At 56.7% G+C, this 26,634-nt stretch carries 16 protein-coding genes; 9 read left to right on the top strand and 7 right to left on the bottom strand.

Going from position 1 to position 26,634, the window contains the following annotated elements; genetic code table 11:
* The first annotated feature begins 183 nt into the window (after positions 1-183).
* From ACUXHH_RS07885 to ACUXHH_RS07925, 9 genes are all read left to right on the top strand, one after another.
* A complete protein-coding gene (locus tag ACUXHH_RS07885; protein ID WP_005507218.1) occupies positions 184-1,179 on the top strand; it encodes an ABC transporter permease in 996 nt (331 codons plus the stop codon).
* Complete coding sequence (locus tag ACUXHH_RS07890) at positions 1,176-2,177, top strand: ABC transporter permease (RefSeq protein WP_005507216.1); 1,002 nt, start codon at positions 1,176-1,178, stop codon at positions 2,175-2,177. The genes ACUXHH_RS07885 and ACUXHH_RS07890 overlap by 4 nt, the downstream gene beginning before the upstream one ends.
* On the top strand, positions 2,177-4,270 hold the full coding sequence (locus tag ACUXHH_RS07895; protein WP_279741441.1) for an ABC transporter ATP-binding protein: 2,094 nt from the start codon (positions 2,177-2,179) through the stop codon (positions 4,268-4,270). The genes ACUXHH_RS07890 and ACUXHH_RS07895 overlap by 1 nt, the downstream gene beginning before the upstream one ends.
* Before the next feature lie 430 nt (positions 4,271-4,700).
* Positions 4,701-6,401 (top strand): ABC transporter family substrate-binding protein, encoded by a 1,701-nt coding sequence (locus ACUXHH_RS07900; protein ID WP_458391181.1) that lies wholly within the window; start codon positions 4,701-4,703, stop codon positions 6,399-6,401.
* A gap of 372 nt (positions 6,402-6,773) precedes the next feature.
* Positions 6,774-8,504, top strand: a complete 1,731-nt coding sequence (locus ACUXHH_RS07905) for an ABC transporter family substrate-binding protein (protein WP_458391182.1) — start codon at positions 6,774-6,776, stop codon at positions 8,502-8,504.
* A gap of 408 nt (positions 8,505-8,912) precedes the next feature.
* Positions 8,913-10,613, top strand: a complete 1,701-nt coding sequence (locus tag ACUXHH_RS07910) for an ABC transporter family substrate-binding protein (RefSeq protein WP_458391183.1) — start codon at positions 8,913-8,915, stop codon at positions 10,611-10,613.
* Positions 10,614-11,055: 442 nt separating this feature from the next.
* Positions 11,056-12,765, top strand: coding sequence for an ABC transporter family substrate-binding protein (locus ACUXHH_RS07915; protein WP_458391184.1), 1,710 nt, complete (start codon positions 11,056-11,058; stop codon positions 12,763-12,765).
* A gap of 331 nt (positions 12,766-13,096) precedes the next feature.
* The gene (locus ACUXHH_RS07920; protein ID WP_458391185.1) at positions 13,097-14,797 is read left to right on the top strand and encodes an ABC transporter family substrate-binding protein; all 1,701 of its coding nucleotides are present in this window, start codon (positions 13,097-13,099) and stop codon (positions 14,795-14,797) included.
* A 255-nt stretch (positions 14,798-15,052) separates the two neighbouring features.
* Positions 15,053-16,756 carry an ABC transporter family substrate-binding protein gene (locus ACUXHH_RS07925; protein ID WP_458391186.1) on the top strand — a complete coding sequence of 568 codons (1,704 nt, stop codon included), beginning with the start codon at positions 15,053-15,055 and terminating at the stop codon, positions 16,754-16,756.
* Positions 16,757-16,938: 182 nt separating this feature from the next.
* Here the strand turns inward: ACUXHH_RS07925 and ACUXHH_RS07930 are convergent, their stop codons facing one another.
* From ACUXHH_RS07930 to ACUXHH_RS07960, 7 genes are all read right to left on the bottom strand, one after another.
* Positions 16,939-17,877 carry a dihydrodipicolinate synthase gene (locus ACUXHH_RS07930; RefSeq protein ID WP_420569880.1) on the bottom strand — a complete coding sequence of 313 codons (939 nt, stop codon included), beginning with the start codon at positions 17,875-17,877 and terminating at the stop codon, positions 16,939-16,941.
* Between the two features lie 286 nt (positions 17,878-18,163).
* A complete protein-coding gene (locus ACUXHH_RS07935; RefSeq protein WP_458391187.1) occupies positions 18,164-20,236 on the bottom strand; it encodes a glucose PTS transporter subunit IIA in 2,073 nt (690 codons plus the stop codon).
* 547 nt (positions 20,237-20,783) lie between these two features.
* Positions 20,784-23,345 (bottom strand): HAD-IC family P-type ATPase, encoded by a 2,562-nt coding sequence (locus tag ACUXHH_RS07940; RefSeq protein ID WP_279741406.1) that lies wholly within the window; start codon positions 23,343-23,345, stop codon positions 20,784-20,786.
* A 243-nt stretch (positions 23,346-23,588) separates the two neighbouring features.
* The gene (locus ACUXHH_RS07945) at positions 23,589-24,359 is read right to left on the bottom strand and encodes a heme ABC transporter ATP-binding protein (protein ID WP_279741404.1); all 771 of its coding nucleotides are present in this window, start codon (positions 24,357-24,359) and stop codon (positions 23,589-23,591) included.
* On the bottom strand, positions 24,356-25,435 hold the full coding sequence (locus ACUXHH_RS07950; RefSeq protein ID WP_314079102.1) for a FecCD family ABC transporter permease: 1,080 nt from the start codon (positions 25,433-25,435) through the stop codon (positions 24,356-24,358). Before ACUXHH_RS07950 ends, ACUXHH_RS07945 begins: the two co-directional genes overlap by 4 nt.
* The gene (locus ACUXHH_RS07955; protein ID WP_458391188.1) at positions 25,435-26,325 is read right to left on the bottom strand and encodes a heme/hemin ABC transporter substrate-binding protein; all 891 of its coding nucleotides are present in this window, start codon (positions 26,323-26,325) and stop codon (positions 25,435-25,437) included. Before ACUXHH_RS07955 ends, ACUXHH_RS07950 begins: the two co-directional genes overlap by 1 nt.
* Positions 26,292-26,597, bottom strand: a complete 306-nt coding sequence (locus tag ACUXHH_RS07960) for a hypothetical protein (protein WP_458391189.1) — start codon at positions 26,595-26,597, stop codon at positions 26,292-26,294. The genes ACUXHH_RS07955 and ACUXHH_RS07960 overlap by 34 nt, the downstream gene beginning before the upstream one ends.
* Positions 26,598-26,634: the final 37 nt, after the last annotated feature.

Below are 26,634 nucleotides of genomic sequence, written 5' to 3' on the forward strand. Positions count from 1 at the left end.
TTAGCTTGCATACAGGCTGTTCTAAGGGGTGAAAGTGCCCAATGTGGGTTTGGTGGAAGTGTTACAGGCTATATAAGATAAAGTAACTATGCTCCTAGTGACAGTCATCACGAAGCAGTGCGCTAGGACAGCATGACACACATGCCTTAACACCGACATCTACACAAGGAGGGGAACCGTCCCATGTTTAGGTACATCCTCCAGCGATCGCTGACGTACCTCGTTATGGTCTTTATTACGACCACGATGGGTTACTTTGCTGCGGTTACTGCCCTGAAGCCTGCCCTCTTGGAGCAGGAAAAGGTTCCGAAGCCTAGCCCCGAGCAGGTGAACCGTAACTTCGCGTCCCTGGGTCTCGATCCCGAAATGAACCCCTGGGACCGCTACGTTCAGTGGCTGACCAATGTGGTCACCAAGTTCGATTGGGGCCGTAGCCCCAACGGCGCGTACATTAACCAGGAATTTGGCCAGCGCGTGTGGGTTTCTACCCGCCTGCTGCTGGTGGCTACCATTCTCTCGATTGTGATTGGTATTGCCCTGGGTGTGTACTCGGCAGCTCGCCAGTACAAGTTCTCTGACCGTGTTATCACCGGTTACTCCTACCTGGTCTACATCATCCCCGCTCCCGTTGCTTACTTCGTGGTGCAGCAGGGCGCTACCACTATCAACAACATCGCCGTTGCTAATGGTGGAGAGAAGATTTTCTATGTGACCGGTATTTCGACTCCGGGTCTGACCGGATTCTGGGAAATCACCATGGATATGGCGGCGCACTACGTCGTGCCGACCTTCTGTATGACCATCTTCGGTTGGGCTGGTTACCAGATTGCACAGCGTCAGTACCTGCTCGATAACGTGAACGCTGACTTCGTGCGTACCGCTCGTGCTAAGGGCTTGACCCGTAACCAGGCGATTACTCGCCACGCACTGCGCGTCTCCTTCATCCCCGTGGCACAGTCCATCGCGTACCAGATTCCGATGATTTTTGCGGGTGCATTCTTCGCCGAGACCGTCTTTGCATGGCCCGGTATCGGTAAGTGGTCGATTGACTCCATTTCCGCGCAGGACGTGAACGCTGCGACCGTGACCCTCGCGTACGGTTCTGCACTGTTCGCCGTCGGTGCGATTATCGCTGATATCGCTACCACCATCGTCGACCCCCGAGTGAGGATCTCATGAGTCAGGTAACTGCAACTTCCTCCGTACCGGTGGTACAGGAGAACGGTGACTTCAAGGTCATCAACAAGAGCGTTATTATTCTGCGCCGCTTCCTGCGTAACAAGGCTGCAGTCTTCGGTCTGTGCGTGTTCATCGGCATGGGTCTGTTCGGTCTGTTCGGTAAGTACCTGACCAAGTACAAGCCCAACGACATTGACTACATGGCGCTGGGTGAAGGCCCCTCGGCCGAGCACTGGTTCGGTACCACCATCGCGGGTAATGACGTGTTCGCCATGATGTCTGAGGCCGTCTGGACCTCTCTCCAGATTGGTGTGGTCGTCGGTTTGGCCACTGTGTTCATCTCCGCAGTTTACGGTTGTGTGATGGCGTACTTCGGTGGCTGGATTGACAAGATTATGCTGTTCATCCTCGAGACCCTGATCATGGTTCCCTCGCTGCTGATTCTGGCAATTCTGATTAACGGTCAGGTTGGTAAGCAGATTCAGAAGAGCGTCCCCACCTGGGTTCTGCTCTCTGCAGTGCTGATTGCCTTCGGCTGGATGGGTAGCGCCCGTGTTATTCGTGCAATGGCGCAGTCCCTCATCAACCGCGACTTCGTGAAGGCTGCACGCTACATGGGTGTGCACCCCTTCAAGATTGTGATGCGCCACCTGGTTCCGAACATTGGCTCCCTGCTGGTTCTGAACTTCACCAGCGGCATCATGGGCGCTGTGCTCTCTGAGGTTGCCTACTCCTTCATCGGCATCGGTATTAAGTACCCCAACTACTCGCTGGGTTCGCTGATTTCGGATGCTTCGCAGCAGATTAACACCCTGCCGCACATGTTCTGGTTCCCGGTTCTGTTCTTCTTCCTGCTGGTTGGTCCGCTGGCCCTCATGAACGACGGTCTGCGTGACGCATTCGACCCGACCTCCATGTCTGTCGGTAAGATCAAGAAGTCCAAGAAGAACGAGAAGGCAGAGGCACCTGCTGCCGCTGCAAAGGAGGCGAAGAACTAATGAGTACCTCTCCCGTTCTGAGCGTTAAGGACCTTAACGTCCGCTTCAACACTGAGAATGGCATCGTGCATGCTGTTCGCGGTGTGAACTTTGACCTGTACCCCGGTAAGACCCTGGGTATTGTGGGTGAGTCCGGTTCCGGTAAGTCCGTTGCCTCCATGGCGATTATGGGCCTGCACCCGACTACCGCTGACATCACCGGCTCGATTATGTACAACGGCACCGAGCTGCTGGGTCTGAGCGATAAGGAAATGTGCGCATACCGCGGCAAGGAGATCTCCATGGTCTTCCAGGATCCGCTGTCCTCGCTGACCCCCGTGTACACCATTGGTGATCAGATCGCTGAGGTGCTCAAGGTTCACAACAAGGGCATGAGCAAGCAGGCTATCAAGGACCGTTCCATTGAACTGATGCGTATGGTGGGTATTCCCTCGCCGGCTGACCGCCTGCGTTCCTTCCCGCACGAGTTCTCCGGTGGTATGCGTCAGCGCATCATGATCGCTATGGCGATTGCGAATGACCCCCGCGTGCTCATCGCCGATGAGCCCACCACCGCACTGGATGTGACCATTCAGGCGCAGGTGTTGGAGGTTATGCAGAAGGCTCAGGAAGAGACCGGCGCAGCGACCATCATGATTACCCACGACCTCGGTGTTGTGGCTGGTATGGCTGACGACATTCTGGTGATGTACGCCGGTAAGCCGGTGGAGATTGCGAAGGCAGAAGACCTGTACAAGCATCCCTCCCACCCGTACACCATCGGTCTGCTGGGTGCGGTCCCGCGTGTGGACCGTTCCGAGAAGGTCTCCCTGGTTCCGATTGAGGGTACCCCTCCGAACCTGATTAACCCGGTGACCGCGTGCTCCTTCCGCCCGCGTTGCCCCATCGCTAAGAGCGGTGGCCAGTGCTGCCAGGACTCCAACGGCGAGCCCGATCTGCAGCTGCTGGAAGGCGTTGGCGAGGGCCACTACTCCTCCTGCACCATCTCTCAGGAGCTGGTCGGTAAGACCGCAGACGAGCTGTACCCGGTTCCGGAACCCCCGGTATCGAAGTACGACGGTATTCCGCGTGAGGAGCGTGCCCCCGTCCTGGAGGTCCGCAACGTCAAGAAGCACTTCCCGCTCATGAAGGGTGCGCTGATTAAGCGCCGCGTGGGCACTGTGAAGGCTGTGAACGGCCTGTCCTTCGATATTCGTGAGGGCGAGTGCTTCTCCATCGTGGGTGAGTCCGGTTGTGGTAAGACCACCACCCTGCTGGAAATCATGGAGTTCAACAAGAACACCGACGGTGAGATTCTGATTAACGGAACCTCCACCAAGGACGGCAAGTCCGCAGGTGAGATTCTTGAGCTGCGTAAGAACCAGCAGATGGTGTTCCAGGACCCCACCGGTGCTCTGGATCCGCGCTTCACCGTTTACGAGGTGCTTGCTGAGCCGCTGGAAAACCAGGGCATGAACAAGGCAGACATCAAGAAGCGCGTCATCGAGCTGATGCACATTGTGGGTCTGCAGCCTGACCACGTGAACCGCTTCCCGAACCAGTTCTCTGGTGGTCAGCGTCAGCGTATCGGTATTGCTCGTGCGCTTGCTGTGAACCCCAAGCTCGTGGTTCTGGATGAGCCGGTGTCCGCACTGGACGTGTCCGTCCAGGCTGGTGTGATTAACCTGCTGGAGGAGCTGCGTGCAAACCTGGGCCTGAGCTACCTGATGGTTGCTCACGACCTCGCGGTGATTCGCCACGCATCCGACCGCGTTGCAGTGATGTACCTGGGTCGTATTGTTGAGATTGGTGACGTCGACCAGGTGTTCGACAACCCGATCCACCCGTACACCCGTGCACTGCTCTCGGCAATTCCGGTTCCGGATCCCGAGGTTGAGGCAAAGCGCCACCGCATTATGCTTGAGGGCGACCTGCCCACTCCGGTGAACGCGCCTAAGGGTTGTGGCTTCTCGAGCCGTTGCCCGGTCTTCAAGCTGCTGCCTGAGGACAAGAAGCGTCGTTGCCTGGAGGAGATGCCGGAGCTGACCCACGTTGAGGGTGAGGATCACGGTTATGCTTGCTACTTCCCGGAGGCTGAGGCCGCTACGGTGTAGCTCTAGAGTCGGCTGAATAAGTCGCATGTGTGCCGAGGGGCGAATATTCATTGAATATTCGCCCCTCGGGTTTTTTAATGCCCGGTACTGGTGAGGCGCGTGCAGCTTGAGATTGTCACCTGGTGAGACGGCGGGAGCCTCAGAATGTGGCGCTTGGCACTGAAACCAGCAAGAAAACAGGAAAAACTGCACTGACTAGGCGTAACCTTTCTCACCATTCAAGATATGAATATTTATAGGCGAGCTTCTATACCGCAGGTAAGCCATAATTAAGCCTGTGGGTGCGCCGCTAGGGGCGTACCTCAAGGAACACATTCATAGACCGGCACTAATTCACCGCTCACCGCAGCCTATTGCGGCGCATGAGCAGGGAACCCTTGACGCTTTCCTGCAGGATTATTGAGGGTCAAACGTATAAGAGGACACTCTCATGGAGAAGAATTTCATCCTGAACCGTCGTACCGTTCTCGGTGGCGCTGCAGCACTGGGTACCGTGGGCGTACTGGCTGCGTGCGGCTCGTCCAAGAACTCCAAGGCAACCACCAAGGGTGCAACCGTGGGCACCGATACTAAGGAGCTTTATGACCTTGCTGAGGCCGCTGTTTCTGAGCTGAAGGATGGCGGCACTCTGCGCCTGGCTATTCCGGGTATTGGTCCGGACTTCAACCTTTTCAGCGCGGATGGCAACTCCCTGTACACCCAGACCGCTATGAGCCCCGTGGCTTACGCAGGCCTGTGGCAGGGTGACCCCATGGGTAAGCGCACTTTGGCTCCCGAGTTTGCGAAGAGCTTCGATGTCGCCGAAGAAAACGGTCTGCCCGTCGTCTCCATTGAGCTGAACCCCCAGGCTAAGTTCAACGATGGTACCCCCATCGACTACAAGGCTCTGCAGGCTACCTGGAACATCCTCAAGAGCACCGATGGTGACTACAAGGTCGGAAGCAGCGGCATCTACAGCAGCATTGCTTCCGTGGAGCGCGACGGTGATGACTTCAAGGTGAAGGTAACTTTCTCCGCACCTTACTACCCGCTGAATACCCTCTTCGCTGGCATTGTGCACCCGGCTCTGCTAGATAAGAACCTCTTCAACGAAGGCTTCGTTGACAAGCCGCACCCCGAGTACTGGGTTGGCCCCTTCACCATTGCTGAAGGTGGTTGGAACTCGACCGAGAAGACCCTGACTCTGACCCGCAACGAGAAGTGGTGGGGCGAGAAGCCCGTTCTGGAGCGCATTGTCTTCCGTCAGATGGATCCCACTGCTGAGCGTGCAGCGTTCAAGAACGATGAGCTTGACGCGATTGGTGCTATCACCGCTTCCGCATACAAGGAGCTCAAGGACGTTGCTAACATCGAGATTCGCCGAGGCGCTCGCCTGTTCTCCGGTGGCGTGACCATGAATCCCGCCCGCATGCAGGATGTTGCTCTGCGTCGCGCTGTGGTTACTGGTCTGAACCGTGAGGCTCTCGCCAAGGTTCGTTTCCAGGGTATGGATTACGAAGAGAAGCTTCCCAACTCGATGATTCACATGCCCTTCAGCGAGTACTACCAGGACACCTACCCGACCCCGAACAACGATGCCGCCGCAGCATCCAAGATTCTGGAAGATGCAGGCTACACCAAGAACGGTGAGTTCTACGAGAAGGACGGCAAGCAGGCTGCCTTCAAGTTCTCCATCTTCGGTGAGGATCCCACCTCCAAGGCTGTCGGTCAGACCCTGGTTCAGCAGCTGAAGTCCGTAGGCATTAATGCTGAGCTCGACTCCCGTGCTGTTAGCGAGTTCAACAAGACCATGGCCTCTAAGGATTACGACGCAACCTCCTCCGGTTTTGCTCCAACCTCCCCGGATGCTACCGAGGCTACCGAGCAGTTCTACATGCGTCGTAAGCCCGAGGAAGCCGGTTCCGATGAGATCAATGAGATGATTGCAAAGATGAAGCTCATTGCTGACGACAAGGAACGCAACCAGGCTTGCAACGAGATCGAGAAGAAGCACCTGGCTGAGTTCGCAGTGCTGATTCCGCTCATCAACGGCCCCGAGTACAAGTTCGTGAAGAAGGGTCTGCGCAACTACGGCGTGTCCCTCTTCCAGGGCACCGGCATTCACTGGGAGAAGGTTGGTTGGGCTAAGTAAGTCCTCATCCCTTCACCTGCTAGGTGAATAGCCTAGAGCTATTGAAAGTGTCCACCCGGATCATCCGGGTGGACACTTTTTGCATATCTGGAGGAAGCGCTTTGGGTGTTTTTGTGTACCGATGCGGGGGGGGGGGGCGGTATAGCTATCCGGTGTAAAACCGAAAAATTCGTGTAAAAACAGGGTATTCATAGTATGAATATTCAAAAAACACGATAAATATTAAGAAATATTGTGAAAAATGCTTGGCTTCCACTCTCGAGGTGCGCTACAGTGAAGTCATACAAAGTTATGCAGTGCTCTGCATAAATAATCATTACTTCGGGAATACAGGATACACTCGCCCGCACAAGACAGAAGGAAACCACTCCCATGACCGCCAACACCGCATACACCGCGAGTAGCCACGAAGCGACCAAGAACAGCTTCAGCCGCCGCGCCCTCATTGGCGGCACCGCGGCTCTGGGAGCTGTAGGTCTGCTCAGCGCCTGCGGCAACGGCAGCGCAAGCTCCGAAAAGACCAAGGCAGCCGGCGCCGGTGCCAATATCGAAGACCTCTACAACATCAACGCTCAGGATGTGAACAGCCTGAAGAAGGGCGGCATCCTGCGCCTGCCCGCCGGATCCATCGGTCCGAACTTCAACTTCTACACCCAGAGCGGTAACACCAGCGATAACGTCAACGTTATGAGCACCATCAGTCAGGCTGGCATGTGGAACCTCGACTTTAATGGCACCTACAAGCTGAACACCGACTTCGCTGTCTCCTTCGAGCACAGCAAGAAGGGCGACAAGGTTCAGGTTGCCGTCAAGCTCAACCCCAAGGCTGTCTTCAACGATGGCACCCCCATCACCTACAAGGCGCTCCAGTCCACCTGGAACATCTTCAAGAGTCTGGATAACGGCTACAACATTGTCTCCAGCGGCATCTACGAATTCGTTGAATCCGTAGAAAAGGGCGAAGACGACTACAGTGCAACCGTCACCTTCTCCAAGCCCTTCTACCCGCTGCAGAGCCTCTTCTCTGAGATTCTGCACCCCGCACTGGAAGACGTCGAGCTCTTCAACAACGGCTTCGTGGATGCGCCCCACCCCGAGTACTGGGCTGGCCCCTTCACCCTGGCGGATAAGGGCTGGGACTCCACCGCAAAGACCTTCAGCATTGTACCCAACGACAAGTGGTGGGGCACCAAGCCCCTGCTGGACAAGATTGTCTTTACCCAGATGGAGTCCAGCGCTGCACGTGCCGCGTTCAAGAACGATGAAATTGACGCTATCGGTGCAAGCACCTCCTCCACCTATGCTGAGGTGAAAAACATTGCGGGTACCGAACTGCGTAAGGGCACCCGCCTCTACGCCGGTGGTCTGGATATCAATCCCCGCCGCGTCAAGGATGCTGCCTTGCGTAAGGCGATCTTCGTCGGTACCAACCGTGAAGCACTCGCAAAGATTCAGTTCCAGGGTCTGCCCTACGAGGAGACTGTTGCCGGTTCGATGATTCACATGCCCTTCTCGTCCTACTATCAGGATTCCTACCCTACCCCGAATAACAGCGTTTCGGAGGCACAGAAGATCCTGGAGGCCGCCGGCTACACCAAGAACGGCGACTACTACGAGAAGGACGGCACGAAGGCCGGCTGCGCCGTGGTGGTCTTCGGTGATGACCCGACCACCAAGGGTGAGGCTCAGACCTTCACTCAGCAGATGAAGGATGTCGGCATCAAGATCCGGATTGATCAGCACGCTGATAGTGAGTTCGCCACCATTCTGGGCAACTGGGACTACGATATTTCCTTCAGTGGCTACTCGGTCTCTGCTGACGCGACCGAGGGTACCAAGCAGTTCTACTACTCCGAGAACAACGAAGGTATCGGCAGCAAGGAAATCGATGCCCTTATCGACGCCATGACACTCATGGAAGACGATAAAGAACGTAACCTCGCCTGCAACGAGATTGAGAAGAAGCACATGGCTGAGTTCGCCTTCCTGAGCACCATCACCAATGGTCCGGACTTTGTAATGGTCAAGAAGAACCTGGCTAACTACGGTCCGCGCCTGTATAAGTCGATGGACTGGGCTGCTGTGGGCTGGATGAACTCCTAGGGGTTCCTACCCTATGAGCGGGTCGAATGCGTATATGCGCGTTCGGCCCGCTTTGCTGTGCCCGCTGACTATTTCTGGAGGTGGGGGAGGGAGTGTCACTCGAAGGGTGGTGGGGTTGTGTCGACATGGATTTAGGTTCGGTGTCTTAGGGTCGGGCGTAATAATTAAGAAATATTTATCGTGGTGCACACTTGTAGTGATGTGTGTGGTGTACACTACTAAAAATATTAAATATGGCTTAAAACATAGATTTAGGTCACATTATTTTCCATGGCATGACCTGCCCGCCCATCACCGCAGATGGCAGGCGCTCCTGTAAGCGGAAACCCCGCCGCCAGAGCATACGAGCCACCCACTTTACACTGCAAACACTGCATTAGCGCAGTCTACACCCACAAGGAGCCCATCATGAGCCCCCACCCCATCCCCTCCCTCTCCGGATTCAATCCGATCATGAGCCGCCGCGTACTGTTTGGCAGCGCAACCGCCGTCGCTGCTGCCGGCGTACTGAGCGCTTGTGGCTCCTCATCCTCCAAGACCGAGCACAAGGCAAGCGAAACCCCGCTCTACGAAATTAACGAGCAGGACCCCTCGAAGCTCAAGCAGGGCGGTACCCTGAACCTGAGCACCTACTCCCTGGGTCCGGATTTCAACCGCTTCTCCCAGAACGGCTCGAGCACCTCCGTCTCCGAAACCATGGGTGATATCGCCAGCGCCGGCATCTGGTGCAGCACCTACAAGGGTGAAGATGAGATCGACCCCAACTACTGCCTCGGCTTCGAAGCTAAGGAAGTAGATGGCAAGATTACCGCAGAGGTTCGCCTGAACCCCAAGGCAGTCTTCAATGATGGCACCCCCATCGACATTGAGGCTCTCAAGGCAACTTGGCAGATTCAGCGTGACCCCGAGGGTGAATATAAGATTGCTGCAGCAGGTATCTACGAGTTCATCGAAAGTGTTGAAGCTATCGACGGCGACCGCTACCACGCACGCGTTGTCTTCAAGACTGCACACAACCCCCTCAAGGGTCTGCTCTTCGGCAGAATCCTGCACCCGGCAATGCTTGACGTAAACCTCTTCAATGAAGGCTTCGTGGACAATCCCCACCCCGAGCTCGGTTGCGGCCCCTTCACTCTGGCACCCAACGGCTGGAACTCCTCCGAGAAGACCTTTACCGCTGTGCCCAACGACAAGTGGTGGGGTGAGAAGCCTAAGCTGGACCGGATTGTTGTGCGTGAAATGGCAGACGCTGCAGCTCGCGCCGCTTACAAGAATGGCGAACTGGACGTCGTGGAAGCACGTACCCTCAGCGCCTACAATGAGATGAAGGACGTTGCGAACTCCGAGATCCGCCGCGGTCACCGACTCTTCGCTGGCGGCATGAACCTGAATGCACAGCACATCACTGATGTTGCCGTGCGTAAGGCAATTTTCCTGGGTATCGACCGTGGTGCCCTGGCAAAGATTCGCTTCCAGGGTCTGCCCTACGAAGAAGAAGTTCCCGGCTCGATGCTTCTGATGGGTTCCTCCCAGTACTACCGTGACAACTACCCGGCACGTAACCCGGAGGAAGCACGCAAGGTCCTGGAGAACGCAGGCTACACCAAGTCTGGCGACTTCTACGCGAAGGACGGCAAGACCATCACCCTGAAGCTGACCACCTTCGGTGATGACGCCACCACCAAGGGCCAGGCACAGACCTTCATTCAGAGCATGAAGGAAATCGGCATTAACTTCGAACTCGATTCGCGTGCACAGTCCGAATTTTCGAAGGTTGTTGGTAACCGCGAGTACGACGTAAGCATTTCGGGCTTCGGTGTGGGCTCCGATCCGACCAGTGCTGCCGAGTACTTCTACCACTCCAAGAACTGGAACGGCGTCGGCACCCCCGAAATCGACGCTATGGTCGACGAGATGGTCACCATTCTCGACGACGCTAAGCGCGCCGAGAAGTGCAACGAAATTGAGAAGAAGCACATGAGCGAGGTTTGCCTCTTCGTCCCGTTCCTCAATGGTCCAGACTTTAAGGCATGCCGCCCGAAGCTCGCTAACTACGGTGCGTTCCTCTTCAAGAGCAACGACTGGTCTACGGTCGGCTGGATGGCGTAAGCCGCAGTTTTAAGCTCCCCGCCCCTATACGTTTTCGCAGTGTCGTATAGGGGTGAGGAGCTTTTTCTTGTGGAGAGTTCAGTGCGCTTTAGCTGCCCCGTCGCTGTGCTTATAACTTGTAACGACTCTCAAAGCACCGGATGTGACGCGCTCGCGCGCCAATGCGACATAATATTTCATTTTTTAGTTTTTGCACGCGGCTTCCGCGTGATGATGCGGGTTCAGATGCTGAATCTATGACTTTTAGACAGTGTATAGTTCTTCCAGAGCCTGGACTGTGGTCTGCGTCGCTTCTTTTGGGGGTATACTGTGTTTCAACCACAAACAATGTGGGGGCTCTCACAAAGGTGATAGGCGGGAGCTTTGGCGCTCCCGCAAAAACGGCGCACAACACGGTGCGCTTATCGAATAGCACCTGAGCCCTCCGGCACGAGGAGAACACATGACTCATCTACATATTAACCGCCGTACCCTGCTGACCGGCACCGTTGCCCTGGGTACCGTCGGCCTGCTCGCTGCATGCGGTGGCGGCTCTGACAAGAAGATCAGCGGTAAGGCTGCATCAAGCACCGAGGAAATCGTCAAGAACCTCGAAATCAACAAGCAGGACCGCTCCTCCCTCAAGCAGGGTGGCGAGTTCCGCGCTAGCGTCTCCGCAATCGGCCCGAACTTCAACATTCTGACTCAGAGCGGCTACACCACCGAGAACCTCACCGCATTCGGTGGCGCCTGCAACATCCCCTCCGCTATCGGCTTCACCTCCCTGAGTCCTGCCGGCGAATACAGCCTCAACGACGACTATGTCAGCGACTACAAGGCAGAGACCGTTGGTGGCGTGCAGACCATCACTTTCAAGCTCAACTCTAAGGCTGTCTTCAACGACGGCACCCCCGTTGACATTGAGGCAATCCGCGCCGCGTGGACCGTCTACCGCAACCCCGATGATGGCTACAACGTCATCGCCGCTCCTTTCTGGCAGCAGGTGGCGTCCATCGACCCTGTGGATGGCGACAAGACCCGCGTCAAGATTGTTATGTCCAAGCCCCTGTACCCCGCTGAGACCCTCGGCCTGCTCGGTCTGCACCCTGCACTGACCGACAAGGAGCTCTTCAACAACGGCTTCGTGAACAAGCCTATGGATCAGTATTGGTCCGGCCCTTTCAAGATTGGCGAGTGGAACTCTTCGGCTAAGACCCTCACCCTCGTGCCCAACGACAAGTGGTGGGGTGAGAAGCCGCTGCTGGACCGCATTATCTGGCGTGAAATGGGCGACGAAGCAGCGCGCGCAGCGTTCAAGAATGGCGAGCTGGACAGCATCGGCTTTGCTGGCCTGGCAACCTACAACGCTGTCAAGGGTCAGCCCGGTGTCCAGATCCGCTCCGGTCAGAGCGTCGGCGTGATCAACCTGCAGTTCAACCCGACTCGCGTGACCGACACCGCCCTGCGCCGTGCAGTCTTCGCCGCGGTTGACCGCTCCCAGCTGGCTAAGGTCAAGTTCGGCCAGATCAACTGGGAAGAGCCCCTGACCGGCTCCCTGATTGCTATGCCCTTCCAGAAGGGCTACCAGGACAACATGCCGTCCAACCCCGGCGCCGAGGCTGCGGCAAAGATCCTAGAGGCAGCAGGCTACTCCAAGTCCGGTGACTACTACGCCAAGGACGGCAAGACTGCAGGCTTCTCCATCACCTACTTCGGTTCGGATGCAACCTCCCTGGCTCAGTTCCAGAACCTCGAGCAGCAGCTCAAGGCGGCAGGCATTAAGCTCGAGCAGGACAACCAGCCGCAGTCCCAGTTCAACTCCGTGATGGGCTCTAAGCAGTACGACTGCGCCTTCTCCGGTTGGGGTATTGGTGCTGACCCCGCAGACAGCGTTCAGTACTTCTACACCAGTGAAATCAACGAGGGCGTGGGCGATCCTGAGCTGGATAAGTACATTGCCTCCATTTACGAGAAGGAATCCCACGAGGAGCAGTTGAAGATGGCTGCTGAGGCTGAGAAGCAGCACATGGAGAAGGTTGCTATTTACTTCCCCTACGCTAACGGCCCCAGCTACGTAGCTGTGAAGGAGAAGCTGGCTAACTACGGTCCCTCCCTCTTCGCAACCAGCTACACCGACCCCAAGCGCTGGACTAATGTGGGCTGGCAGAACTAAAGCCACAGGTTAATTTTCTGGATTCTTATTCGGTAGTCTCTGAATTTTTGGAGGCGCCGGTATAAGGCTCCGGAAGGGTAAAGTCCCGCGGTATTCCGCCTCAGAGGTGGGGTACTGCGGGGCTTTTCTGTGTTTTTGAAGGGTGGTTTTGTGGTGGGGTGGTTTCGGGGATTGACTGAAATATTTCCCTGGAATGGTGAACTGGGTCATATTGTGTGGGAAATGTGTGTATACTGTTGCCAATGCAAAATGTGTGTGCTGTCACAAAGGTGTGCGGGTTGTGTTCCCCCGCGTACAGCAAAGCAGCATCCCACCTAACTGAGGAAAACTAATGACCACTTTCACTCTCAACCGTCGTACCCTGCTCACCGGCACCGTTGCCCTGGGTACCGTCGGCCTGCTCGCAGCCTGCGGCGGCAACTCCGCCAAGAACGAAAGCAACGCTCTCTCCGCTGGCGACGACCTTTCCAAGGCAGTCTCCTACAACGAGAAGGACCGCTCCGCCCTCAAGGATGGCGGCGAGCTGCGACTGAGCGCAGACGGCATTGGCCCGAACTTTAACATCCTCAACACCAACGGCTACACCGCAGGTAACCTAAATATTCAGGCGGCAATTAACTCCTCATTCACTGGCGGCTACTACTCCGACTTCCGCGGTGAAGGCCACATGAACGAGGACTACGTCACCGAATACAAGGCTCAGACCGTTGACGGCGTGCAGACCGTCACCTTCAAGATCAACCCCAAGGCAGTCTTCAACGACGGCACCCCCATCGACATTGCTGCTGTCCGTAGCTACCTGACCAGCTACCGCGGCGCGGCAGAGGGTAAAGACTACCAGATCACCCCCTCGCCGCTGTGGGAACAGGTCGCAAGCATCGAAGAGGTCGACGGGGACTCCCGCCACGTCAAGGTCACCATGACCAAGCCCTGGTACCCCATCGAAGGTAGCTTCACCTCCTTCCTGCACCCGGCATTCGTCGACGTCGCATTCTTCAACGACGGCATGAACGGCAAGCCCCTGGACGAGTACTGGGCAGGCCCCTTCAAGGTCAGCGAATGGGATTCCTCCGGCAAGGTACTCACCGTTGTCCGTAACGAGAAGTGGTGGGGCACCAAGCCTCTGCTTGAGCGTATTATCTGGCGTGAAATGAGCTCCCAGGCAGAGCAGGCAGCATTCAAGAACAACGAAATCGACTACGCTGACGCAAGCACCCTCAGCTCCTACAATGAGCTCTCCAGCGTGGCAAACACCGATATCCGCAAGGGTAGCGCACTGGCCGTGGGCAACTACGAAATCAACCCCGAAAAGATGCCCCTGCCCGTACGCCGCGCATTCGTTGCAGCTCTGAACCGTGACCAGCTGCTGAAGCTGCGCTACGAGAAGCTTGGCTGGAAGGAAAACCTGCCCGGCTCCATGTGCATGCTGCCCATGCAGGAAGGCTACCAGGACAACTACCCGACCAAGCTCGGCAAGGACGTAGCCACCAAGATCCTCGAGGATGCAGGCTACACCAAGAATGGCGACTACTACGAGAAGGACGGGGTTAAGGCTTCCTACTCGGTGACCACCTTCGGTACCGACCCGGTCGTCAGCTCCACCGCACAGTTCCTCACCCAGCAGATGAAGGAAATCGGTATTGAGCTGAGCATCGACAACCACGGTGCATCCGAAATGGCAAGCATCATCTCCGCGAAGAACTTCACCATCAAGAGCGGCGGCTACGGCATCACCACCTCCCCGGTGGACGCAGCGAACTACTTCTACATCTCCGCGACCAACAACGGTCACGGTAAGGACCTGGACTCGCTGGCAGCAACCATGATGTCCACCGAGGACCCGAAGGAACAGCTCAAGATCATGAACGAGCTGGAGAAGCGCCACATGGACGAGGTCGCAATCTACGTCCCGACCCACAACGGCCCAAACTTCAAGGCATGCCGTAAGGGCCTGGCGAACTACGGTCCCATGCTCTTCGGTCTGCCCTACTACAACCCGAACGTATGGATCAACGTCGGTTGGGAAAAGTAAAAATCTTAAGCGCTGAGCACAGCTCACACACCCCATAAGGGCAAAAGCGCTACCGCGGCGTGTTACAAAAGGATTAAAACCTTCTGTAGCGCGCCGCTTTTCCATGCCCTAGAGAGCAGCAAGGATATACTTAAAAGCAAATGTGGGCATTCTGCCCACCCCGGCAGAGACTGTCCTCCCGCCGGGTTGGAGTGCTGGCTACGCACCGTTCGCGTACCGACTCCACAACACTGCGAATACTCTAGGAGAAATTCCATGAAGAGCATGTCTGTCTCTCGCCGTACCCTCCTGACCGGCACCGTTGCCCTCGGCACCGTCGGTCTGCTGGCTGCCTGCGGCGGCTCGAAGGAAAAGGTTGGCGGTAGCGCCGCTAGCAACGCTGAAGATATTCTGAAGAACCTTCAGGTCAACAAGCAGGACCGTTCCTCCCTCAAGCAGGGCGGAACCCTGACCCTCGCAGCTACTGCGCTGGGCCCCAACTTCAACCTGCAGACCCAGAGCGGCTACACCTCCAGCAACCTGGATGCGCTGGCACCCTGCAACATCCCCGCTGTTATGGGCTTCTACACTATGAGCCCTGACGGTGAAGGCACCCTCAACCCCGAGTTCTGCCTCGAGCACAAGACCGAAACCGTCAACGGTGTGCAGACCGCGACCTTCAAGATCAACCCCAAGGCTGCCTTCAACGACGGCACCCCCATGGACGTGAAGGCTGTGCAGGCTTGCTGGAAGGTCTACCGCGCAACCACCGACAACCCCTACCACATCACCGACAACGCCATGTGGCAGCAGGTTGAAAGCATCGAGGCTGTGGACGGCGACAACTTCCACGTTAAGGTCACCATGAAGGCTCCGTACTACCCCTCCGAGGGTCTGTGCGCCTTCGCAATCCACCCCGCACTGGAAGACGTCAATCTCTTCAACGAAGGCTTCGTTGACAAGCCCCTCGACCAGTACTGGGCAGGTCCCTTCAAGATTGGTGAGTGGAACTCCTCCCAGAAGGTTCTCACCCTGGTCAAGAACGACAAGTGGTGGGGCGAGAAGCCGGTGCTGGACCGCATCGTCTGGCGTCAGATGGACTCCGAAGCAATCCGTGCAAGCTTCAAGAACGGCGAGCTGGACGCGTTCACCTTTATCGGCGCAACCAGCTACAACGCTGTGAAGGGCCAGGCAGGAACCGAGATTCGCCAGGGCCAGAACACCAACGTCAACATCATTCAGCTGAACCCCAAGCGCATTGAGGACCTGGCACTGCGCCGCGCAATCCTCGCCGCTGTGGACCGCGAGCAGATCGCTAAGGCATACTTCTCGCAGCTCGGCTGGACCGAGCCGCTGCCCGGCTCCATCATCGCAATGCCGTTCCAGAAGGGTTACCAGAACAACTACGCTGGTGACACCGGTGCACAGGCAGCTGGCAAGATTCTGGAGGCCGCAGGCTACTCCAAGTCCGGCGACTACTACGCTAAGGACGGCAAGGTTGCTGGCTTCGCTCTGACCTCTTTCGGTTCCGAGGCTGTCTACCAGGCGGTCTACCAGATTCTGGAGCAGCAGCTGAAGTCTGCAGGTATTCGCCTGAGTGCTGACAACCAGCCGCAGTCGAACTCCAACTCCGTGCTCGGCCAGAAGAGCTACGAAGCAATCTTCACCGGCTGGGGCGTACTACCCGACCTGGCTTCCTCGGCACCCTACTTCTTCACCACCGAGGTGTTCGGAGTCGGTGACCCCGAAGTTGATAAGCTCATCGAGAAGCTGCTGAACACCGAGAACGAGGCCGAGCGTATCAAGATCGCTAACGAGGCGGAGAAGCTCTACTACGAGAAGGTCGCAGTGTACCTGCCCTACGCAAACGGCCCGATGTACGCCGCTGTTAAGGCTAAGGTTGCGAACTACGGTCCGTCCCTGTTCAAGCAGAGCTACACCAGCGCTGACTACTGGCTCAACGTTGGCTGGCAGGAGTAGAACAGACGGGAGTAATACCCTTTTCGGTAATGCTCTAGTCGTCCTGTAGGACTCGAAATCCCGGGTACTCTCAAACGGGAGTGCCCGGGATTTTCTGTCCCGCTTGTTCTGTGTCCTTTAGCTGGATACATTAGCGGGATATGTAATTACAAAAACTAGGGGAACATCGCCCTAACCGGTTGCTACCACTCGCCCAGGTACAGGGCGCGCTCTTGCAGGTACCTCAACATCTTCGGGTTCTGCCGCAGATAGAAGATGCGGTAAATGCCGCCTCCAGCGACGATGAAAGCCAGCGGGAAACCCAAAATTACGAGCACACGGCTCATATTGGCGGACAGGTCAAAAGGATCACCGCTGGTTGCCACCAGCACAATCCAGAGAGAATAGCCCACGCATGCCAGCAGGGTGCCCCACATGCCGCGTACCAGCCAACTCACGAGCGTCACCGCAATGACCCACGCCAGCGCCAAGGTGAATTGGTGCCGCTCCGCCTGAGCCCATGGGAGCGCCCCCACGTAAATAATTGCGGGGATGCCCAGGTACCCGGGGATATTCAGCGAGGCAAGAATGTTCACACAAAAATAGCCCAAGAAAATAGCGCTCAACGAGGAGGACAGGAACAGGTGCAGGGGAATCATGCCGTCGCCGCTATAGGCTGCGGTCGGGCCCGCGTACACGGTTTCAAACATGAGGGTCAGCGGAGTCATCATGTACTCGATCCAGACGACCAGGGCGAAAGCACCGAAAATGCCCAGAGCCTGCATCAGCGCAATCAGCCGTGAACGCGCATCGTGAGGAATGGTGAAGCTCTGACCCTTCGCCTTGACGCCGCAGAGATGAACGACAGCCACCATTGCCGCGATGCACAGCACCCAGCGCACGAGGACCCCCGGCAGCTCAGGAAGACCTCCATAAGCCCCCGTAGCGGGGTCACCCCAGGCTCCGGGGAGTAGCGTAATAGCATGAGTACCCTCGGGGAGGCTGGTGGAGGAAGCAAGCCGGTGCGGCTCGTAGATAACCCACCACAGAAGGCAGGCTGGAATCAGCGCGGAGAGCTTACGCAACAGAACCGGGAACGGCGCGGACTCGTAAACGAGCGCCTCAAGATTGAGCCGGCGCATCAGCCGCCGAACAGGAGAAAGAGCGCGTAGCTCTTTTTGCTGCTCTTCCCACACCCCGGTATCCCATGTCCTAGTATCAGAAGACATCATCGTACTCCCTATCACTTGAGAACTTCCTTGTTGAGCTTATTCTTACATTAGCAGAAATACCCCCGGCTAGTGCATACGCCCCAGCAAACCCGGCCCAAAGAATCAGCACATCAGGAAGCAGAGCATATGAAAAGGGGTGATATAAGGAAAGGGGCCCCACCGTAATGGTGGGGCCCCTTAGAGCCTATATAGCGAACTACTTAGTGGTCACCTTCAGGACAGTGCTCAGGTTCTGGTGAGCAACGCCCGGCAGACCCTTAACCTCAGCGAACTTGCGGGTGTTGGTCACAATCACCGGGGTAATCAGCGGGTAACCCGCCTCCTTGATAACCTCAGGGTCGAACTCAATCAGAGCGTCGCCAGCAGCAACAACATCGCCCTTAGCAACCTTCACGCTGAAGCCCTTACCGTCCAGGTTCACGGTATCCAGACCAACGTGAATTAGCAGCTCAATACCGTTCTCCAGCTTCAGGCCCACAGCGTGGCCCGAGGGGTAGGTTGCAGCAACCTTACCGGCAGCGGGAGCAACCACGGTGGTACCGGTCGGCTCAATCGCCACCCCCTCGCCCAGCTTGCCAGCAGCGAAGATCGGGTCCGGAACATCAGACAGAGCAACAGCAGTACCCTCAATGGGGGCGTGCAGCTCAATGACCTCACCGGCGGAAGCAGCGGGTGCAGCAACGGCGGTCGTAGTAGCGGCAGCATCAGCAGACTTAGCGGCAACAGCCTCAGCCTTGGGAGCGGACTCCTCAGCAGCCTCAGCGGCGCGCTCAGCAGCGTGCCTTACAGCGTCAGCCTTCGACTCGTAACCGAAAATAAGAACACCGGTCATAGCGCCGAAGAACGCAATAGCCAGACCAATCACGTACAGGTAGGAAGGCTGCATAGCCGGAATCGACAGCAGCGAGGTGAATGCGAACGCGTAGGACTTAACACCCAGGAAGGAAATGGTAGCGCCACCAATAACAGCGGGCACCAGAATAATCGGAATCACACGCTTGTAGCGGAGCACAACACCGTACAGGGACGGCTCAGAAATACCACCGAGCAGACCTGACATCGACGCACCAACAGCGGTCTGGCGCAGCTCGCGGTCGTGCTTAGCCTTAATAGCCACACCGGTGACCAGACCGAACACAGCGAAGTTGTAAGCACCCATCGGGGACTGAATGAAGTCAGTACCCATGGTCTGCAGGTTGTTAATCATGACAGCGTTCAGCGGCCAGTGCAGACCCAGCGGAACCATGAACAGGTACAGGCCAGCAATCAGAGCACCAACCAGAGCCGGAGCCTGGTCGTTAACCATCTTCAGGAAGTCAGAGATGCCCATAGCCACACCAATACCGATGGGGCCAACCAGGAACGCGGTCACCGGAACCAGAATGATGACCGAAATCATCGGCACGAACACCATCTGCAGCATCGAAGGAATAACCTTCTTCAGGAAGCGCTCGAGCGGAGCCAGCAGAGCAACAGCCAGCAGCGGGGGGAAGACCTGGCCGGTGTAGCTGAATGCGTACAGCGGCAGATCCAGACCGAAGAACGGAACGTTCAGAACCTTGGTGGCGGGGTCAGCAAGAGCAGTCAGATCGGTGAAGGTACCGGTCATCAGCGCAGCGGGGATAGCCGCACCAACCCACATGTTCGCGCCCAGACGCTTAGCAGCGGTAGCACCCAGCATGATGGGCATGAAGTTCAGAACAGACAGCGAAGCAGCCTTCAGGATGTACCAGAAAGCGAACTGCTGCATCCACTGGGTGTTCAGAGCCTTAGCTTCCTCCGGGTCAGCCACACGAGCACCGTTAATGATGTCGATGTTCACGCTCTGACCGGTCAAGTCAGTGTACTGGCCGAAGAAGCCCAGCTGCTGCATGAACACGATCAGGGTCAGGATCATCGAGGTACCCAGAAGTGCCCACAGCAGCGGACGGAAAGAGTCAGACAGAACGTCGAAGACGCTGTTGATCCAGTTGGTCTTCTTGCCCTCAGCCTCAACCTTGGTATCACCCTCAGAGTGACCAGCCATAGCCGGCAGAGCGTTGATCTCGTTGTACACGGCCTCAACGCGCTCGCCCAGAACAACCTGAGTCTGGCCGGACTGCTCAATCACAGAGAGAACACCGGGCAGGCCCTCAATCTTCTTGTTCTGCACTGCATCGTTGGATACAGGAGTGACACGAAGGCGGGTTGCACAGTGAGTAATGTGCGCGATGTTCTCGGGGCCACCCAGGCCGTCAAGAATCTTCTCGCCAAGTTCGCGGTTATTCACGATACTTCCTTAGATATGCGGTCAATGTCTATACTGTTGCTGCCGGAGGCTGTGCCTACCTGACGTTGCGGTAGCCGAAAAGCCCCGGAAAACACGTTCAGAAAACACAAAAGACCCGAGTCTCTCAATCACCGGAAGCACTACACTCGTGCTCACTATAGAGCTTCGGTACAGCAAATAGAGGGGATTCTCGGCAAGTATATACTGCCGTCCCATACGGTGTTGAGTAACTCAGGTCTTGCCTGCCAAACCAGTAACAACCCTGAAGAAGGTTTCCCTTCTCAAATAGTTCCCTGTAACTCTAAGGGTTTTCCCAGGTTAAGAGCAAGGTGGGAGCAGGGCGGTATCAGAAGCTGTTAAAAGTTCCACTCAAGTGATCGCTGAGACACACTCTCGGCATCGTTTGTGGGGAGCCTCCGGCAGGGCTCCAGCGTGCCCCGGTAAATCCCCACACACACCGGACGGGGTGCTTTCGATAACGCGAAAGGGCCCCGCATCCACAGGATACGGAGCCCACACGCTACCGAAGTAACTACCTTCCGACTAACTACTTCTTAGCCGGGAAGAAATTCAGCGGAGCAACCTCCAACTCAGGGTAATTACGCTTCTGCCAGCGGCGGTTACGGTGCGCATTCACCTCAATCAGCACGGCACCCAGAGCGCCTGCGCCCAGAGCGGTCCACAGCAGGTGGGGAAGCACAGCAACGAACTGGTGGTACTCCACCAGAATCGGCACGAACAGCGCTGCAAAGAATACTGCCAGCAACGCACCAAACAGCAGAACACGAGCACGGTTGAACGGACGAGCCACCGCAGCCAAGTTCCACAGACCCATCATCACCAGGGTAATGAACGAAGCTGTCTGAATCTGACGGATATCCTCAACACCCATACCACGAGCCGTGAATGTCACCGCCAACAGCATCGCAACCACAATAATCGAGTTCGGAACCGTGTAATTCAGCACGCGGCGCAAGAAGCCCGGCACATAACGGCGTGAATTCGGCAACAGGGTCAATGCGAAGGACGATGCACCCACAATCAAGAAGTCCGCAGTTGAGTACTGACGCGGCAAGAACGGGAAGGTCAAACCAAAGAGGCTGAACATAACACCCAGAAGAATCGCGAAACCAGTCTTCGTCAAGAACAGGTTCGCCACCATCTCAATATTCGTAATGACCTGACGTCCCTGCTCCAACGCAGCCGGCAGAGACGAGAACTTACCATCCAACAGAACCAGGCGAGAAACAGCCTTCGTCGCCGGAGCAGCGTTACCCATCGCAATACCCAAGCTTGCATGCTTGAGTGCCAAAGCGTCATTAATGCCGTCACCGGTCATCGCCACCACATGGCCACGCTCCTTCAGAGCAATCACCATGTTCTTCTTCTGCTCGGGCGACACACGACCGAAAATATTGTGAGTAGCCGCAGCCTCAGCGAGCTCCGGACCGTCCTCAGGCAGAGTCGAAGCATCAACCGCGCCCGCAGAAGTATCCATACCCGCAGTCTTCGCAGCTGCAGCCACAGTGAACGGATTATCACCCGAGAAGACCTTCAAAGTCACGCCCTGACGGTGGAAATACTCCACAATCTGAGGTGCATCCGCACGCACATTCTCACGGAAAATGACGAACAGAACCGGGGCAGCATCCGACGGGATCTTCTGGATCGGCTCATCCTTCTCATTGCGAACCACCGCGGAAGCATGTGCCAAAACCATAGTGCGCAGACCCAGTGCCGCCAGCTCAGCGGCGCGCTCACGTTCAGCGCTACCCTTGGCGAGAAGCGCCTCCGGAGCACCCAGAAGCCACGCACCCGAATCCTTAAACTCAATCGCACTAAAACGTAGAGCTGAGGAGAACGGTACAATACCACTCACCGACGCAGAGGAGCCATCCGGGAAACCACCGGTCAGAGCCGCAGCGGTCGGGTTCGCGTTCTCATCGTGACCAAACCACGACAACGCCTCATTCCAGCCAGCAGGTAGAGAAGCACGCCAGGAAGTGTGCTCCGCCGAGTTAACGGTAGGGCCCTCAGCCTCAGCAACGGTGTCCAGTGGGCGTACCGAATCAAAAATCACGCCACCCTCAGTCAGGGTGCCGGTCTTATCGAAGCAGACCACATCCACACGAGCCAGAACCTCAACCGCAGGCTGTTCCTGCACCAGGATGTTGTGCTTACGACCCAGCGCCACAGCCGCCGCCGCAAACGCCAGAGTAGTCATCAGCGCCAGACCCTGCGGAATCATCGAAGCAACCGAGGACACCACAGCAATAGAAACCTGCTCCCACAGGTGGTTCTGCTGCACGGTCTCCAGGCCACCAGCCGCCTGAATCTGACCCCACGACACCACAGGAATAATGACCGCAAGGCCCACCGTAATCCAGCGGACCACACGGTTCAGCGCATCACGCAGCTCGGACTGAATACGTGAGAACTGGCGCGCCTCATCAGAAATCTTGCTTGCACGAGAATTAGCACCCACGTGAGAGAGCAGGACGCGGCCAGTACCACCCAGCACACTCGACGCCGACAGCACCATATCGCCGGGGCGCTTAGCAATCGGGTCGTTCTCACCGGTCAGCAGGGACTCGTCCAGCTCCAAAGAATCGGAGGTGAGCACAATAGCATCCGCGGGAACCTGATCGCCGCGCTTGAGGATGACAACGTCACCCTCAACCAGCTGCTCCATCGGAACCTCAACGCTCTTACCGTCACGCACAGCAGTAGCGGGGGAGCGATCCAGCAGGGAGATGCGGTCCAGCTCAAGCTTCGCCTTGTACTCCTGCACAAAACCGATCACCACGTTAGCGATAACAGCCGCTAGGAAGAGCAAATCAGCCCAACGCTGGTATGCAATCACCACAGCGCCACAGGCACCCAACACAAAGTTGAAGACCGTGAACAAGTGCGCACGCATAATGCTCCACAGCGTGCGAGAAGACTTAGTGTTCTGGGTATTGACCCTACCCTCAGCAGTCAGGCGAGCAACATCATTGCTACTCAAACCGTGCTGGGCAATATCGAAAGATCCGCTATGCGGTGTTTCAGAATATTCGGGAATGTAGCCGGCAACAGCAGGCGCTGCCGTTTTCTGCTGAGGATCCATGCAGGGGTCTCTTTCTCGAATGGATGGAATGCTGAACTGAATAGAGTTCAGTATTGCGGACACTACCTTTCAGTGTATCTGTGCAGAAGGGGATAAAGATAATCTCCGCCCTGTTAATGAGCTTGATATTTACAGCCATTCCGGGACGGAGATTTAATATATGCGAATACTGGCATATTTTGAGGTAGAAAGTGTTTGTGGGACGGTTCGCTAACGCCCCATAGAATCAGCACACCAGCAGAATCAGCGCTCCGGTAGAATCAACAAACGATTCGTCACCGGATGCCTCAACACCTCAATCGGATGCTGATATACCTCAGACAACAACTCCGCCGAACATACCTGCTCAGGGGCGCCCGAAGCAACCACCTCACCACCACGCAACAACACCATACGGTCAGAATACGCAGCCGCCACGTCCAGGTCATGAAGCACTGTCAGCACCGCAGCGCCCTCAGCAGCTAACTCGCGGCTCACTCGCAATGTCTGTTCCTGATGCGTAATGTCCAGCGCCGCAGTCGGCTCATCCAAAAGAATCAGCGGAGTCTGCTGAGCAAACACACGCGCCAAATGCGCACGACCACTCTCACCACCGGACAGAGTCGTAATATCGCGATCCGACAAATGAGTCACCGACGTACGCTCCATCATCGAAGCAACCACGGCGTCATCCTCTTCAGCGCGCTCCGTACCCTTCCACGGGGTACGGCCCATCTGAACCACCTCATGCACCGTGTACGAAAACGCCACATTCAACTTCTGCAGCAGCATCGCACGCTGACGCGCCATCTGACGGGCATGAATCGAACCCAAAGGGGCGCCATCCAGCAGAATCTCACCGCTACTGGGCGCAATATCACCAGCAATCACACCCAGCAGAGTCGACTTACCGGCACCATTAGGACCAATCAGCGAAATAACCTCGCCCGCAGAAACCGACAGGGACACATCATTCAAAATCTGACGCCCACCAGCGCTAAAACACACACCGGACAGGCTCAACAACTCACTCACGAAGCACCTCCGCTTTGGCCCAGGGAACGACGCAACAACACGAAGAACGTTGGGCCGCCCACCAAAGCCGTAAAAATACCAATCGGCAAATCAGCAAAAGGTACCAGCGTACGCGCACCCAAATCAGACAGCGCAATCAACAGGGCACCACCCAACGCCGAAGCCGGCAACAACACACGATTCGACGGACCCAAAATCATGCGCAACAGGTGAGGAATAATCAGACCAATAAACGCAATAATGCCCGCATACGCCACCGCGGCACCCGTCAACAAAGCCGTCGCCGCAATAGACACCGCACGTAGACGCTCCACGTTCACGCCCGAATGCTGCGCCGCACGCTCACCCAATGCCAAAACATCCAGCGAAGAAGCCATCACAAAACACGCCACCAAGCCAATCAGAATAACCGGCCACACGCTCGCCACAGCCTTCCACGTGGAGCCGTTCAGCGAACCCATCTGCCAGAACACAATCTGATCGCGGCTCGTCGTATCAGCAATAAACATGAGGAACGCAATAATCGCATTCGCCACCGCAGTCACCGCAATACCCGTCAAAATCATCGACAGAACCTTCGCACGGCCCGAAGAACGCGACAGGAAATACACCAGTGCAGTAGCCGCCAACGCACCCACAAACGCGAATGCAGGAGTCGTAAAAATACCGAAGAACTGCAGGTTCAACACAATCGACAAACACGCGCCAACCGCCGCGCCCGAGGAAACACCAATCACGCCCGGCTCAGCCAACGGGTTACCAAACACCGACTGCATCACCGCGCCGGAAGTACCCAAAGCGGCACCCACCAGCACGCCTAACAGCACACGTGGGAAACGGATATTCCACAGAGTGCTATCCGCCAGCTGCATCGCCGGGTTCTCCGGTGCAAGACCCAGACGGCGGCCAACAGAAGCAACCACCTGATCAATCGGGATATTGTACTGGCCCAAACCCGCAGACAACACCATCACAGCGCACAGCGCCACCGCCAAAAACGTAAACGTCAGACCGGCACGACGCCGACGCGAAGCACGATAATCCCGCGTACCCGCCGCACTCTTCATAGCAGCCACTACTGGGCTCCTGCAGGAGTGGAGTACGCAGCCTTAGCCAGCGAGAGTAACACCGCTGGAGTATTCGGGCCATAGGACAGAATTTGGCCGTCACCCATATCGATAATGCGCTTATTCTTACCGGCATTCGTCTCACCCACACCCGGGCGAGCCAAGAAACCATCCAAACCACCGGTGGACTTAATGCCGCCGCTCATTGTCAGAATCACGTCCGGGTTCAGCTTCACCAGCGCCTCACTGGTTGCCGGAATAATATTCGTCGCGTTCTGCTCAGATGCCACATCCTTGCCGCCAATAGCCTGAATCAAATCATCAGCGCCCGAACCCTTGCCGAGCACAAAGAACACACCAGCGGTACCGCGCACGTAGAGGAACGCGAACGACACCTGTTGCTCCCCCTTCGGGGCAACGTCCTTGAGCACCTGCAGGGCGTAATCCAGGTCCTTCTGCACGCGGGTAGCAACCTGCTCGCCCGCTTCTGGAACACCCAGCGCCTGCGCAACAGCCTTGAGCTGCGGAATGATCTTATCCATACGACGCTCATGGTCGAAGACCACGACAGTCACACCCGCCGCGCGCAGCTGATCTACAACCTCAATCGGGCCGTTACTCTTATCCCACAGCACCAGGTCCGGGGAGGTCGCCAGAATCGCCTCAGCGTTCAGGTCGTGACCGTTCTGAGTCACCAGCGGCAGATGAGCCAGCGACTGCTCAGTCGAGGAGGTGACACGACCGACCAGACGACCGCCCAGACCCAGCGCAATCATCTGCTGAGCCAGAGTGCCGTACAGGTCCAGCGCCAGCACACGGTCAGCGGACTTAACGGTCACCTCAGTGCCGTTGAAATCCTTGAACGTTACCGGGAAAGCCGGAGTGGAGGTATCGACCATCGGCTGAATTTCGGGGTGTCCGCGGCGCTATTGGGGCCGCGCAGAGCCTTCTGATCAGGGGCAATAGAAGAACGCAACTGATCCGCCAGGTTCTCCAAAACGGTGCGGGTGCTCTGCTCATCCACCACAGCCTGCGAAGCACTTGAAGAAGCAGCCGGGTTCTGAGTACCCACACCGCAAGAGCTCAGCAGAAACGCGGAAGTGATAGAGAACGCCGCATACTTCATTGCATCGCGGCGGTTCAGGGCAGAAGAGGAAAGGGAAGAAAACATCGTCGTCTCTCAGAAAAAGGGGAGCTAGAAAACTGGG

Source organism: Rothia sp. 110740021-2, assembly GCF_054263775.1.

Coding starts and splice junctions, on each gene's coding strand:
- ACUXHH_RS07895 (WP_279741441.1), top strand. CDS start 2,177: ATGAGTACCTCTCCCGTTCTGAGCGTTAAGGACCTTAACGTCCGCTTC.
- ACUXHH_RS07910 (WP_458391183.1), top strand. CDS start 8,913: ATGAGCCCCCACCCCATCCCCTCCCTCTCCGGATTCAATCCGATCATG.
- ACUXHH_RS07925 (WP_458391186.1), top strand. CDS start 15,053: ATGAAGAGCATGTCTGTCTCTCGCCGTACCCTCCTGACCGGCACCGTT.
- ACUXHH_RS07885 (WP_005507218.1), top strand. CDS start 184: ATGTTTAGGTACATCCTCCAGCGATCGCTGACGTACCTCGTTATGGTC.
- ACUXHH_RS07940 (WP_279741406.1), bottom strand. CDS start 23,345: ATGGATCCTCAGCAGAAAACGGCAGCGCCTGCTGTTGCCGGCTACATT.
- ACUXHH_RS07900 (WP_458391181.1), top strand. CDS start 4,701: ATGGAGAAGAATTTCATCCTGAACCGTCGTACCGTTCTCGGTGGCGCT.
- ACUXHH_RS07960 (WP_458391189.1), bottom strand. CDS start 26,597: ATGTTTTCTTCCCTTTCCTCTTCTGCCCTGAACCGCCGCGATGCAATG.
- ACUXHH_RS07930 (WP_420569880.1), bottom strand. CDS start 17,877: ATGCGCCGGCTCAATCTTGAGGCGCTCGTTTACGAGTCCGCGCCGTTC.
- ACUXHH_RS07905 (WP_458391182.1), top strand. CDS start 6,774: ATGACCGCCAACACCGCATACACCGCGAGTAGCCACGAAGCGACCAAG.
- ACUXHH_RS07915 (WP_458391184.1), top strand. CDS start 11,056: ATGACTCATCTACATATTAACCGCCGTACCCTGCTGACCGGCACCGTT.
- ACUXHH_RS07920 (WP_458391185.1), top strand. CDS start 13,097: ATGACCACTTTCACTCTCAACCGTCGTACCCTGCTCACCGGCACCGTT.
- ACUXHH_RS07955 (WP_458391188.1), bottom strand. CDS start 26,325: ATGGTCGATACCTCCACTCCGGCTTTCCCGGTAACGTTCAAGGATTTC.
- ACUXHH_RS07890 (WP_005507216.1), top strand. CDS start 1,176: ATGAGTCAGGTAACTGCAACTTCCTCCGTACCGGTGGTACAGGAGAAC.